Below are 12501 nucleotides of genomic sequence, written 5' to 3'. Positions count from 1 at the left end.
GGTTCGGGGTCACTCAGCGGTTACAGACCGAACTTGGCCTTGAACTCACGGCGACGGCGATGCAGGACCGGCTCGGTGTAGCCGTTGGGCTGCTTGCAGCCCTCGAGGCACAGCTCGATGGCTGCCTGGAAGGCGACGCTGTCGTCGAAGTTCGGCGCCATTGGCTTGTAGGCCGGATCGCTGGCATTCTGGCGGTCCACCACCGAGGCCATGCGCTTCATGGTTTCCATCACCTGTTCTTCGCTGCAAATACCGTGACGCAGCCAGTTGGCGATGTGCTGGCTGGAGATGCGCAGGGTGGCGCGGTCTTCCATCAGGCCCACATCGTTGATGTCCGGCACTTTGGAGCAGCCAACGCCCTGATCGATCCAGCGCACCACGTAGCCGAGGATGCCCTGGGCGTTGTTGTCCAGCTCCTGCTGGATTTCCTCAGCTGACCAGTTGGTGTTCTCGGCCAGCGGGATGCTCAGGATATCGTCAACCGAGGCCGGGGCGCGCTTGGCCAGCTCGGCCTGGCGCTCGGCGACATTGACCTTGTGGTAGTGCAGGGCGTGCAGGGTGGCGGCAGTCGGGGACGGAACCCAGGCAGTGTTGGCGCCAGCCAGCGGGTGACCGATCTTCTGCTCAAGCATGGCGGCCATCAGATCCGGCATGGCCCACATGCCCTTGCCGATCTGGGCGCGGCCCTTGAGTCCGGTGGCCAGACCGATGTCGACGTTGTTGTTCTCGTAGGCACCGATCCACTTGGCGCCCTTGATATCGCCCTTGCGAATGAAGGCGCCGGCTTCCATCGAGGTGTGGATTTCGTCACCGGTACGGTCAAGGAAACCGGTGTTGATGAACACTACGCGCTCGCTGGCGGCCTTGATACAGGCCTTCAGGTTGACGGTAGTGCGACGCTCCTCATCCATGATGCCGACCTTGAGGGTGTTGCGGGCCATGCCCAGCATGTCCTCGACGCGGCCGAACAGTTCGTTGGTGAAGGCGACTTCTTCCGGACCGTGCATCTTCGGCTTGACGATGTACACCGAGCCGCAGCGGGTGTTGCGGCGGCTGGTGTTGCCATTGAGGTTGTGCAGGGCGATCAGGCTGGTCACCGCGCCGTCCATGATGCCTTCGGGCACTTCGTTGCCGTCCTTATCGAGGATCGCTTCGTTGGTCATCAGATGGCCGACGTTACGTACAAACAGCATGGAGCGACCGTGCAGGGTCAGGGTCGAACCGTCGATCGCGGTGTATTCGCGATCCGGGTTCATGGTCCGGGTAAAGGTGCTGCCACCCTTGCTGACGCTTTCCGCCAGATCACCCTTCATCAGGCCCAGCCAGTTGCTGTAGACCACGGTCTTGTCGTCGGCATCGACCGCGGCAACTGAATCTTCACAGTCCATGATGGTGGTCAGCGCCGATTCCATCAGGACGTCTTTGACACCGGCAGCATCGGTCTGGCCGATCGGGCTGCTCGGGTCGATCTGGATTTCGAAGTGCAGGCCGTTGTTCTTCAGCAGCACGCCCTGCGGCTCGGCCGGGTTGCCGACGTAGCCGACCAGCTTGCCGGGTTCCTGCAGGCCGGTCTGGCTGCCATCCTTGAGGCTGATCAGCAGTTTGGCATCCTGAATCACGTAGGCAGTAGCATCAACATGGGAACCTTTTGCCAGCGGCGCTGCCTCATCGAGGAAGGCGCGGGCGAAGGCAATGACTTTGGCGCCGCGAATTTCGTTGTAACCCGGACCTTTGGTGGCGCCGCCGTCTTCGGAAATGGCGTCGGTACCGTACAGTGCATCGTACAGCGAGCCCCAGCGGGCATTGGCAGCGTTCAGGGCGAAGCGCGCGTTCATAACCGGTACTACTAACTGCGGGCCGGCCAGAGTGGCGATTTCTTCGTCGACATTCTGGGTAGTGGCCTGGAAGTCGGCCGGTTCCGGCAGCAGGTAACCGATTTCCTGCAGGAATGCCTTGTATTCGGCGTGGTTGTGCGCCTGACCGGCGCGGGCCTGATGCCAGGCGTCGATCTGGGCTTGCAGTTCGTCACGCTTGGCCAGCAGGGCCTTGTTCTTCGGTGCCAGGTCGTTGATCAGCGCTTCGAAACCAGTCCAGAAGGTCTGAGCGTCTACACCGCTGCCAGGAATGGCTCGCTCGTTGATGAAGTCGTGAAGCACCTTGGCAACCTGCAAGCTGCCGACTTGGACGCGTTGAGTCATGGAAAACCCTCACTGTGAAGACAAGTCCCGGAGGCTACTGCAACCGGACGTAGTTTTTAGAGACGCAGCATGTTACACGATGATTGGTTGCAAATCATGCGTGAAGCGTGGAATTCTGTGCCTGCATGGCTCAATCCTGCGGTTTTCGCGGTGACAGCCAAGGCGCCCAGTTTGGAGATGCATGAATAACGAATTCATTGACCGCCTGGTCACCCAGTTACCGGACTTCGAACCGGCCCGTCCGCTTGACGAGACGGCGCTGCGCTATGCCGGTTACTACGGCATTGATTTCACTCCGGTGGCCAGTCAGCACCTGGGGCTGGTACGGATCGATGGCTTCGATCTGGCCATGCAGGTCTGGAAGCCGAGCAAGCCACGCGGCAGCCTGTTGATCCTGCATGGTTATTATGACCACATGGGGTTGTACAAGCACCTGATCCGTTGGGCCCTGCGACATGACCTGGCGGTGCTGGCGCTGGATCTGCCCGGCCACGGGCTGTCCAGTGGCGAGCGGGCCAGTATCGACTGCTTCCTAAGCTACCAGCGGGCCCTGGATGCTCTGCTGGAACAGGCGGCGCTGTGGCAGTTGCCGGCGCCCTGGCACTTGCTTGGGCAGAGTACCGGTGGGGCGATCCTGATTGATCGGTTGTTGCATGGCCCTTTACCGGAACAATTGGGGCAGTCGGTGCTTATGGCGCCGCTAGTACGCCCGCGTCAGTGGGTGGTGTCGCAGATGGGGTTGCGGCTGTTTGGCGGCTTTGTGCAGCGTCTTGGGCGCAAATTCACCGAAAACTCCAACGATCAGGACTTTCTTACCTTCATTCGCGAGAACGATCCGCTGCAGCCGCTGGTGCTGCCGGTGGCCTGGGTGCAGGCGCTGGAGAAGTGGATCCCGCGTATCGAGACTGCGCTGCCGACCGAGCATTCGCCGTTGATCGTTCAGGGTCAGGCTGATGGCACGGTCGACTGGCAACACAATATTCGGGTCCTGGAGAGCAAGTTCCGTACCCCGGAGCTGTTCTATCTGCCCAAGGCGCGCCACCATCTTGCCAATGAGCGTGAATCCTATCGCAAGCAGTACCTGGGCTGGCTGGAACAGAAGCTAGGGCTGACGCCCTGACAAGTTGCCCAGTCAGCCGGGCTGGCCAGGGTTGCTCAGGGGTTCAGTGCATCACGTACAGCCGCTTCTACGGCCCGATAGAACTGACGGCCGGCATTTGATTCGCTCCAACTGGCGTATTGCCCCAGTTCGGCATCACTCAGATCACGGTAGACGTAGGCCAGAGTTTCGCCGAGATTGGGTTGCATCTGGCTGCGCAGATTCTCGCGGCGACTGTTGACCAGCCCGTCGGGGATCTGCATCAGGCCGCCGAGAAAGTCATTGGCGCTCTGGGTCGCCAGGTTTGCCAGTGCCATTGATACTTCCACTCCCAGGTCCAGTGCTGGCAGGCTGTTACCCAGCCGGCCAAGCAGCGCCTGGCGCTCGGGGCTCAGAGTTTGCGGTGGCAGGCCGGCTTGCATCGCTGCGACATTGGTTGGTGCTGTAGCGCTGGTTTCCAGTTGTACAACCTTGCGTCCCAGGGTGCTCTGGTAGAAGCCCAGGGCCTGCTGGTGGGTATTGGGGTCCAGGCTGACCGCTAGGCGACCTTGGGCGCGATCATGCATGGCGTTCGGTTCGAAACGCTGATTGCTTTGCCGGACCAGGGTCTGGTAGACGTTGGCAGGCAACTGGTTGGCATAGCGCTGCTGAGCCTTTTGCAGGGCCTGTTGAAAGTGCTCCTGATGCTGGTGCATGCCGGAGACCTGATACAGTTCGGCAGTGTTGGCCTGCAGGTTCAGGCTGACCAGCAGCAGGGCGCTGCTCAGGAGTGGGGCGCAAAAACGGTGGAACAGGCGCGAGTGCATGATAATGGGTAGTCTCCGGTCGTTGGTCGGGCGGCGAGTGTCAGGGGTGACGGGCCTTTTGTCGAGTGTGGGCAAGCGAGTACAATGCTTTCGGCCCGTTCTGGGTCGTACCGCAGACCTGCCCCCCTGGTCTGTACCGCAGGTTCCTGTTTGAGTGTATGGATCATGTCCGAGTTCCCCGCCGTTCTGACTGACGGTTTTACTGCTGTGGCTGAAGACCTGGCCGTGCGCGGCTGGTCGGTGCAGGAGCAACTGTTGCCGGTGGAACTGACCGCCAGCCTGGAGCAATTGTGCCGCCAGCTATGGCGCAGCGATGATCTCAGTCCCGCCGCCATCGGGCGTGGTGCCGAGGGGCAGGTGGTGCCGGAAATTCGTGGCGACTACACGCGCTGGCTTGACGATTGTCCGCCGCATCCGGCCAGTGAGGACTTTCTCGGGTTGATGGGCAGCCTGCGTGCAGTACTCAACCGCAGTCTGTTTCTTGGTCTGGATACCTTCGAAACCCACTTCGCGCTATACCCGCCGGGCGCCGGCTACCGCAAGCATCTGGACCGGTTTCAGGACAGTCCGCTGCGCAGTGTCTCGGTAGTGACCTACCTGAATCGTAACTGGCAGCCGGGCGACGGCGGCGAGCTGCGCCTGCATCTGGATGAAGGTGCGCGGGACGTGGCGCCGCGTGCCGGCACTGTCGTGGTGTTTCTCAGTGATCGTATTCTGCACGAGGTCTTGCCGGCCAAGCGTGAGCGGGCCAGCCTGACCGGCTGGTTCCGCCGCCGGCCGGATAATCCGCTGTTACGCTAGAAAGCTGTTTGGCATAGGCTGTCAGGCAGGGAGTATTGCACTGGGGTAAGCATGGAAAAGATTCTGGTCAGTCGTTGCCTGCTGGGTCATCCAGTGCGCTATGACGGTGGGGCCCATGGCCCATTTGGCTGGTTGCAGCGCTGGCAGGCCGAAGGGCGGGTAGTGGCCTTGTGTCCGGAAGTGGCAGGCGGTTTGCCGACGCCGCGGCCAGCGGCGGAGATTCCCGGCGGCCAGGGCGCTGAGGTTCTGGCCGGAAGGGTCCCGGTGCGCACCATCGATGGCAGCGATGTTACCGCGGCATTCGTGCGCGGTGCCGGGCTTGCGCTGCAACTGGTCGCGGCCGAGGGTATCCGCTATGCGGTGCTCAAGGCCCGCAGCCCATCCTGCGGCAATCATGAAAACTATGACGGCAGCTTTTCCGGACGCAAGGTCAAGGGCGAAGGGGTAACCGCCGCAGCTCTGCGCCAGGCCGGGGTTCGGGTATTCAACGAAGATCAGCTCGAGGCTCTGGCGGCGCTGCTGCAGCAAGCCGACGATTGAGGTGCAGGCGCTCAGGCGCTCAGGCGCTCAGGCGCTCAGGCGCTGGCGCAGTTTGCTCAGACGGCTCAGCAGGCTGCCTACTCGACTTTGTTCCTCAGCCAGCTTGGGCGTTTCCGCAGCCCGGTCCAGCGCCCGTAGCGGCTGTCGTTGCCAGCTTCTGGCCTGATCCGCTGCCGTGCGGATGGCGCGCTCGAACATCCCGCGCCGCAGTGGCTTGGGCAGATAACGGAAGATCTGCGCCTGATTTATCAGCTTGAGCAGTACCTGGGTGTCCTGGAATGGCGTGACGATGATGCTCAATAGCCGGGGATGAGCCTGGGCCAGACTCATCAGCAGCGGCCGCAGGTCTTCGCCGTCAAGCTGAATGTCACTGACCAGAATGTCCAGCGGCTGGTCATTGAGTGTTTGCAGTGCCTCGCTCAGGCTGTGGGCCTGATGCAACTGGATACCACAGGCCTGGCACAGTTCGACGGTCTGGCTCTGAGTCTGGGGGTCGGTATCAAGCAGCAACAGGGCTGGTTGGCGAGTGTTCGGCACATTGCTGCGTTGTTCATCCAGAAAGGCGCTGGCGCGGCGTTCATGGATCAGTTGTGCGGCTTGTTGCAGGGTTTCAGCCATACCCTGTGGATCCCAGGGTTTGGTCAGGTAGCGAAAGATGCCGCCGCTGTTGAGCGCTTCGACTGCCGCTTGCAGATCCGAATAGCCGGTCAGCAGGATGCGCAGGGTCTGGGGATGGCGTTCCTGCACTTGAGCCAGCAGTTGGCTGCCGCTCATTTGCGGCATGCGCTGGTCGCTGACGATGATGTCCACCGGCTCATGCTGCAGTCGTTGCAGGACCCGCACCGGGTTGGATTCGGTGATCACCTCGAACTGGCGGCGAAATTGCAGGGCCAGGCTGCGCAGGATGCGTTCCTCATCGTCGACGAACAGGATCCGGATCGGTTCGGTCATCTCAGGCACTCCGTTGCAGGACCTGTGGCTGGGTCAGGGGTAGGCTGATGACGAACCGGGTGCCACGCCCCGGCTCGGACACAAAGCGGATCTGGCCGGCATGGTCACGAATGATCTGATAGCTGATCGACAGCCCCAGACCGGTACCTTGGCCAACACTCTTGGTGGTGAAGAATGGGTCGAAAATGCGGTTTTGCAGCTCTTTGGGGATGCCCTTGCCGTTGTCCTGAATTGACAGGTAGACCCGGTCGTGTTCGGTCCAGCTGCGAATCAGGATCTGTCCAGGGTGGTCCATGGCCTGTGCTGCATTGGTGAGCAGGTTTAGCAAGACCTGGTTGATCTGCGAGGGAGTGCAGGTGATCGGGGGCAGTTCGCCGAGCCGGGTGATGACCTCAGCCTTGTCCTTGATTGCATTGCGAGCAATCAGCAGGGCGCTGCGTACGCAGTCGTTGATATCGACGGCTTCACTCATGGCCCGGTCCAGGCGAGCGAAGTCCTTGAGGCTGACCGCCAGCTCGGCGATCTGAGCAAGTCCGAAAAGGGTGTCTTCCAACAGAGGGTTCAGATCGTCGGCCAATTGTTCGGGGGCGGCCAGTTCGGCGGCCTGGCGGGTCTGCTCGAACAGTTGCGCCAGTTCCGCCTCGTTACGCTGAGGGGCATCCAGAGCCTGCATCAGTTGGGCCTGGGCCTGGGCCAGCTCCAGAACCGGCTGTACCAGGCTGGCGAGCAGCTGCACATTGTTTTTGACGTAGCCTAGCGGGGTGTTCAGTTCGTGGGCGACCCCGGCGACCATCTGCCCCAGCGAAGCCATCTTTTCTGACTGCACCAGATGACTTTGGGACTCCTTGAGCTGCTTCAGTGCCCGGCGCAGTGCCTGGTTGCGCTGGCCGATACGGACCTCCATGGCGCGTAGCAGGTCCATTACCGTGCCAAGGCCGGCATAGCGCCCGTGCGCGTCGGTCAGGATGAAGTCTTCCGTGATCGGATATTGCAATTGGCCGGTAATAATCCGTGCCGCCTGGTCCAGCGGCGTATCCAGGTCCACGATCAGTGACTGCCGATTGGTCGCCTCAAGGATTGAATGCCGGCCCCAAAGGTCACGGCCAAAGCGTTGCATGAAAATGTCCTGCAGCCGGTAGCGACTGACAAGGCCCAGCGGTCGATTGCGCTCATCGACCACCGGTAGCGATAGAAAGCCCTTGTAGCCGGATTCGAGCAGGCGATCGGCGACATCATTGATAGTCAGGCTGGCGCTGAGCGGTTCGACCGCCTTGCGCAGGCCGGCAAGGGTGGTTTGGCTGGGCATGGTTGACGCTTGGCAATGATCAGTGCAGTCATTTAATCAGCGCCAGGTTTCCAATAGATGACAGCAAAACGCCGCCAGACCCCCGAAGGTGTGGCGGCGTTGCTCAAGGCCGGTGCGCGCTGGCGCGCGGCGGGATCAGAACAGGACGCGGCAGCGGATGGTGCCTTTGACGTGCTGCAGCTTCTCCTGGGCCAGATCGGAGTATTCGGCGTCGACGTCGATCACAACGTAGCCGACCTTCTCGTTGGTCTGCAGGAACTGACCACAGATGTTGATGCCGTTTTCGGCGAACACCTGGTTGATCTCGCTCATCACGCCCGGCACGTTCTGGTGAATGTGCAGCAGGCGGTGTTTGCCCGGGTGCGACGGCAGCGCGACTTCAGGGAAGTTGACCGAAGTGATCGAGGTGCCGTTGTCGCTATAGCGCACCAGCTTTTCCGCCACTTCCAGGCCGATGTTGGCCTGGGCCTCCATGGTCGAGCCACCAATGTGCGGGGTCAGAATGCAGTTGTCGAACTCACGCAGCGGGCTGATGAACTCGTCATCGTTGGAGCGCGGCTCGACTGGGAATACATCGATCGCCGCGCCAGCCAGGTGCTTGTCCTTCAGGGCGCCAGCCAGAGCGTCGATATCGACCACGGTGCCGCGGGCAGCGTTGATCAGAATGCCGCCCTTTTTCATAGCGCGGATTTCCTTTTCGCCGATCATCCACTTGGTGGCGGCGGTTTCCGGCACGTGCAGCGAGACGATGTCGGCCTGGTTCAGCAGCTCAGTCAGCGAGCCAACCTGACTGGCGTTACCCAGCGGCAGCTTGGTTACAACGTCATAGAACAGCACCTGCATGCCCAGGCCTTCGGCCAGTACTGACAGCTGGGTGCCGATCGAGCCGTAACCGATAATGCCAAGCTTCTTGCCACGGATTTCGAACGAGCCATTGGCGCTCTTGATCCAGCCGCCACGGTGGCAGGAGGCGTTTTTCTCGGGAATGCCGCGCAGCAGCAGAATGGCTTCGGCCAGCACCAGTTCTGCCACCGAGCGGGTGTTGGAGTAGGGCGCATTGAACACTGCAATACCGCGTACCATGGCTGCAGTCAGGTCAACCTGGTTGGTACCGATGCAGAAGCAGCCAACGGCCACCAGCTTGTGGGCGTGGGCGAAGATATCTTCAGTCAGTTGGGTGCGCGAACGGATGCCGATGAAATGGGCGTCGGCAATGGCTTCCTTGAGTTGCTCGTCCGGCAGCGAACTGGTGTGGTACTCGATATTGGTGTAACCGGCTGCCTTCAGAGTATCGACGGCAGTCTGGTGTACGCCCTCGAGGAGCAGAAACTTGATTTTGCTTTTGTCCAGCGAGGTTTTAGCCATGGTCTCAGTTACCCGCGATGCTGATTAGTGAAGCCGAGAGAACAAACGCGGCATTTCGCCGACAGAAGTGTCCTGTTTCGGAAGCCGCGTATGCTAGCATAATCTCCCTTTTTTGATGCCTGTCTGCACATGAATTGTGTTCAGACGCTGCATGAATTCCGTTTGAGGCCGCTGATGACCCCGCAAGCCATTATCGACACCCTGAAGACCCTGGTGGAACCGGACAAGGTACGTACCGACGCCGAGTCGCTTGACGCCTGGGGCAAGGACTGGACCAAACACTTCGAGCCAGCGCCGCTGGCCATCGTGTTCCCCAAGACCATCGAGCAGGTTCAGGCCGTTGTGCGTTTTGCCAATGAGCACAAGCTGGCGCTGGTCCCTTCAGGCGGTCGGACCGGGCTGTCGGCGGCGGCGGTGGCGGCCAATGGCGAGATCGTGGTGTCGTTCGATTACATGAACAAGATCATTGGGTTCAACGAGTTCGACCGTACCGTGGTCTGTCAGCCAGGCGTGGTCACTGCCCAGTTGCAGCAGTTCGCCGAGGATCAGGGGTTGTACTATCCGGTCGATTTCGCCTCGGCCGGCTCCAGTAATATTGGTGGCAACATCGGCACCAATGCTGGCGGGATCAAGGTCATTCGCTATGGCATGACCCGCAACTGGGTAGCCGGGCTGAAAGTGGTGACCGGTACCGGCGAGTTGCTAGAGCTGAACAAGGATCTGATCAAGAACGCCACCGGCTATGACCTGCGCCAGTTGTTCATCGGCGCTGAAGGCACGCTGGGGTTTGTGGTCGAGGCGACCATGCGTCTGGAGCGGGCGCCGAAGAACCTTACCGCGATGGTGCTGGGTACCCCGGATTTCGATTCGATCATGCCGGTGTTGCATGCCTTCCAGGGCAAGCTGGATCTGACCGCCTTCGAGTTTTTCTCCGACAAGGCGATGGCCAAGATCATGGGCCGTGGTGATGTGCCGGCGCCGTTCGAGACCGACTGCCCGTTCTATGCGCTGCTGGAGTTCGAGGCGCTGAACGAGGATATCGCCAATCAGGCGCTGGAGATCTTCGAGCATTGTGTCGAGCAGGGCTGGGTGCTGGACGGGGTCATGAGCCAGAGCGAGCAACAGTTGCAGAACCTGTGGAAACTGCGTGAGTTCATCTCCGAGACGATCTCGCACTGGACTCCGTACAAGAACGATATTTCGGTCACCATCGGCAAAGTGCCTGCGTTCCTGCACGATATCGACGCCATCGTCGGCGAGCATTACCCGGACTTCGAGATTGTCTGGTTCGGCCATATCGGTGATGGCAACCTGCACCTGAACATTCTCAAGCCGGAGTCAATGAGCAAGGATGAGTTCTTCGCCAAGTGCGCGACGGTGAACAAGTGGGTGTTCGAGATCGTGCAGAAGTACAACGGCTCAATTTCCGCCGAGCACGGCGTCGGCATGACCAAGCGCGACTACCTGCACTATAGTCGCAGCCCGGCCGAGATCGCGCTGATGAAGTCGATCAAGGCAGTATTCGACCCCAACGGTATTATGAATCCGGGCAAGATTTTTGCCTGATTGGTGAACTTCCTCGGCATGTCCGAGGCTGTCATGCCGATGGCTGTACGAAGCTAGCAGCGGTGTTGCCAGTCACCGGTTCCGGACCGTCGATACCCAGGGATGGGTATCGCCGAGCGTACAGGGACGTATTCACAGCGTGTCCGGAACCGGTGGCTGGTAATGCCGCCTACTCGGACATTGGGCAATCAGTGTTTCCACGAACCTCTGCTGTGGAGTCTTCATGTCTTACCAACACAGTTTTTCCGACGCCAGTCTCGCCAACCTGCCTATGGGCAAGGTGGTCTGTGTCGGGCGCAACTACGCCGAACATGCCCGCGAGCTGAACAACCCGGTGCCGAGCGAGCCGCTGCTGTTTCTCAAGCCGGCGACTGCGGTGGTCGGCCTGGATCAGCCATTGCGCTTGCCGCAGGGCCTTGGTGCGGTGCACTACGAAACCGAAATCGCCTTGCTGATCGGCCAGACCCTGAGTGGCGAGGTCAGCGAGCAGCAGGCGCTTGCGGCGATTGCCGGCATCGGACTGGCACTGGATCTGACCCTGCGTGAGCTGCAGGACCAGCTCAAGGCCAAGGCTCACCCCTGGGAGCGGGCCAAGGCTTTCGACGGCGCCTGCCCGCTATCGCCATTCGTGCGCCCCGAACAGGTACCGGACCTCGGCAATATTGCCCTGCAGCTGCAGATCAACGGCCAGTTGCGCCAGCAGGGCAGCAGTGCCGAGATGATCACTCCGATCGTGGCCTTGCTTCGGCATATCGCTACAGTGTTCACCCTGCAGCCAGGCGATGTGGTGATCACCGGTACGCCAGCAGGGGTCGGCGTACTCAACCCCGGCGACCAGTTGCTACTGAGCATCCCCGGTGTGCTTGAGCAGCGCGCTGTCGTGGCAGTCTGAACCTGCAGCTGAACTTTTCCAGGGGGCTGCCATCCAACGGCCATCATTTATTGGCCTGTTATGGAGTCGAGCCATGAAACCCTTTGCCATTATCCTTGCCCTGGTGCTGCTGATCGGCGGCATCAGTCTGCACGTCAGCGGACTGGGCGCCCTGCTGTGGTACTCGTGGAGTCTGAGTGGCAAGGCGTTGCCCGAGCAGGCGCTGAATCTGGCGCGTTATCAGGTCGATATCGAGGCGCTGGAGGTGGCTGGTATCGACGATGATCTGTCGGCGCTGACCTACAACGCCGAGCGCAACACGCTATGGTCGGTGCTGAACGGCGAGCCGCTGATTGTCGAGTTGAGCCTGGAGGGTCAGCTGCTGCGCCAGGTTCGGGTCGAGGGTGTGAGCGATATGGAAGGTTTGACCCATGTCGGGGGCAACCGCTATGTGCTGGCCGAGGAGCGCTCCCAGCGGCTGCTGATCGTCGAGATTCCCGACGATGCCGAGCAGATCAGCGTTGAGCATGCCGGCAGCCTGTCCATCGGTCTGGATGGTGACGGCAACAAGGGCTTTGAAGGCTTGTCCTGGGATCATGTTGGACAGCGCTTGCTGGTAGTCAAGGAGCGCGATCCGTTGCGGGTACTGGCGGTGACCGGCTTTGTCGATTCGCCGCAAGGGGGCTCGATGGAGGTGCAGATCTCCGAGCTCAAGGCACCCAATTCGCCACGTTTGTTCATGAGTGATCTGTCTTCGGTGAGTCTGCACGAGCCCAGTGGTCACCTGCTGCTGCTCAGTGATGAGTCGCGGGTGCTGGTTGAATACGATGTGGAGGGTGAGCCGCTGAGCCTGTTGCTGCTGCGCCGCGGTCGCCACGGGCTATCCTCGACCGTACCGCAGGCCGAAGGCGTGGCGATTGATACCGAGCGGCGCATCTATCTGGTCAGTGAGCCGAATCTGTTTTACCGCTTCGTGCCGCGCTAGGCGGCAACCCGAA

The 12501-nt window shown here is 60.8% G+C and carries 11 protein-coding genes; 6 read left to right on the top strand and 5 right to left on the bottom strand.

Annotated features, from left to right (window positions below):
• Nucleotides 1-20 precede the first annotated feature (20 nt).
• On the bottom strand, nucleotides 21-2198 hold the full coding sequence (locus tag C2846_RS04205) for a malate synthase G (RefSeq protein WP_119700756.1): 2178 nt from the start codon (nucleotides 2196-2198) through the stop codon (nucleotides 21-23).
• Between the two features lie 181 nt (nucleotides 2199-2379).
• Here C2846_RS04205 and bipL point away from each other — a divergent pair, with 181 nt between their 5' ends.
• Entirely contained in the window at nucleotides 2380-3318 is a 939-nt protein-coding gene (bipL, locus tag C2846_RS04200) for a phospholipase BipL (protein ID WP_119700755.1), read from the top strand.
• A gap of 35 nt (nucleotides 3319-3353) precedes the next feature.
• Here the strand turns inward: bipL and C2846_RS04195 are convergent, their stop codons facing one another.
• Nucleotides 3354-4103 (bottom strand): DUF2059 domain-containing protein, encoded by a 750-nt coding sequence (locus tag C2846_RS04195; protein ID WP_080049418.1) that lies wholly within the window; start codon nucleotides 4101-4103, stop codon nucleotides 3354-3356.
• Between the two features lie 165 nt (nucleotides 4104-4268).
• On the opposite strand from C2846_RS04195, the gene C2846_RS04190 reads away from it, so the two are divergent.
• Both C2846_RS04190 and C2846_RS04185 read left to right on the top strand, forming a co-directional pair.
• Nucleotides 4269-4904 (top strand): 2OG-Fe(II) oxygenase, encoded by a 636-nt coding sequence (locus tag C2846_RS04190; protein ID WP_119700754.1) that lies wholly within the window; start codon nucleotides 4269-4271, stop codon nucleotides 4902-4904.
• A gap of 51 nt (nucleotides 4905-4955) precedes the next feature.
• Nucleotides 4956-5444, top strand: coding sequence for a 2-thiouracil desulfurase family protein (locus C2846_RS04185; RefSeq protein WP_080049420.1), 489 nt, complete (start codon nucleotides 4956-4958; stop codon nucleotides 5442-5444).
• Nucleotides 5445-5471: 27 nt separating this feature from the next.
• Here C2846_RS04185 and C2846_RS04180 read toward each other — a convergent pair whose 3' ends face one another.
• The 3 genes from C2846_RS04180 to serA form a co-directional block, all read right to left on the bottom strand.
• Nucleotides 5472-6395, bottom strand: coding sequence for a response regulator (locus tag C2846_RS04180; RefSeq protein ID WP_080049421.1), 924 nt, complete (start codon nucleotides 6393-6395; stop codon nucleotides 5472-5474).
• A 1-nt stretch (nucleotide 6396) separates the two neighbouring features.
• The gene (locus tag C2846_RS04175) at nucleotides 6397-7701 is read right to left on the bottom strand and encodes an ATP-binding protein (RefSeq protein WP_080049422.1); all 1305 of its coding nucleotides are present in this window, start codon (nucleotides 7699-7701) and stop codon (nucleotides 6397-6399) included.
• Nucleotides 7702-7836: 135 nt separating this feature from the next.
• Nucleotides 7837-9066, bottom strand: a complete 1230-nt coding sequence (gene serA / locus C2846_RS04170; protein WP_080049423.1) for a phosphoglycerate dehydrogenase — start codon at nucleotides 9064-9066, stop codon at nucleotides 7837-7839.
• Nucleotides 9067-9240: 174 nt separating this feature from the next.
• Here serA and C2846_RS04165 point away from each other — a divergent pair, with 174 nt between their 5' ends.
• The 3 genes from C2846_RS04165 (at nucleotide 9241) to C2846_RS04155 (ending at nucleotide 12488) form a co-directional block, all read left to right on the top strand.
• Entirely contained in the window at nucleotides 9241-10632 is a 1392-nt protein-coding gene (locus C2846_RS04165) for an FAD-binding oxidoreductase (protein ID WP_119700753.1), read from the top strand.
• A gap of 223 nt (nucleotides 10633-10855) precedes the next feature.
• Nucleotides 10856-11524, top strand: a complete 669-nt coding sequence (locus C2846_RS04160) for a fumarylacetoacetate hydrolase family protein (protein WP_080049425.1) — start codon at nucleotides 10856-10858, stop codon at nucleotides 11522-11524.
• Nucleotides 11525-11597: 73 nt separating this feature from the next.
• Nucleotides 11598-12488 carry an SdiA-regulated domain-containing protein gene (locus C2846_RS04155; RefSeq protein ID WP_119700752.1) on the top strand — a complete coding sequence of 297 codons (891 nt, stop codon included), beginning with the start codon at nucleotides 11598-11600 and terminating at the stop codon, nucleotides 12486-12488.
• The last annotated feature ends 13 nt before the right edge of the window (nucleotides 12489-12501 follow it).

Origin of the sequence: Pseudomonas jilinensis (assembly GCF_003586265.1) — a bacterium.
In the GTDB taxonomy this organism is placed as follows: Bacteria; Pseudomonadota; Gammaproteobacteria; order Pseudomonadales; family Pseudomonadaceae; genus Halopseudomonas; species Halopseudomonas phragmitis.
This window is presented reverse-complemented; position numbering and strand designations above follow the sequence as displayed.

Excerpts from the sequence above, each read along its gene's own strand:
- C2846_RS04175 (WP_080049422.1), bottom strand. The coding sequence starts at position 7,701 with ATGCCCAGCCAAACCACCCTTGCCGGCCTGCGCAAGGCGGTCGAACCG.
- serA (WP_080049423.1), bottom strand. The coding sequence starts at position 9,066 with ATGGCTAAAACCTCGCTGGACAAAAGCAAAATCAAGTTTCTGCTCCTC.
- C2846_RS04195 (WP_080049418.1), bottom strand. The coding sequence starts at position 4,103 with ATGCACTCGCGCCTGTTCCACCGTTTTTGCGCCCCACTCCTGAGCAGC.
- C2846_RS04160 (WP_080049425.1), top strand. The coding sequence starts at position 10,856 with ATGTCTTACCAACACAGTTTTTCCGACGCCAGTCTCGCCAACCTGCCT.
- C2846_RS04190 (WP_119700754.1), top strand. The coding sequence starts at position 4,269 with ATGTCCGAGTTCCCCGCCGTTCTGACTGACGGTTTTACTGCTGTGGCT.
- C2846_RS04180 (WP_080049421.1), bottom strand. The coding sequence starts at position 6,395 with ATGACCGAACCGATCCGGATCCTGTTCGTCGACGATGAGGAACGCATC.
- bipL (WP_119700755.1), top strand. The coding sequence starts at position 2,380 with ATGAATAACGAATTCATTGACCGCCTGGTCACCCAGTTACCGGACTTC.
- C2846_RS04155 (WP_119700752.1), top strand. The coding sequence starts at position 11,598 with ATGAAACCCTTTGCCATTATCCTTGCCCTGGTGCTGCTGATCGGCGGC.
- C2846_RS04185 (WP_080049420.1), top strand. The coding sequence starts at position 4,956 with ATGGAAAAGATTCTGGTCAGTCGTTGCCTGCTGGGTCATCCAGTGCGC.
- C2846_RS04205 (WP_119700756.1), bottom strand. The coding sequence starts at position 2,198 with ATGACTCAACGCGTCCAAGTCGGCAGCTTGCAGGTTGCCAAGGTGCTT.
- C2846_RS04165 (WP_119700753.1), top strand. The coding sequence starts at position 9,241 with ATGACCCCGCAAGCCATTATCGACACCCTGAAGACCCTGGTGGAACCG.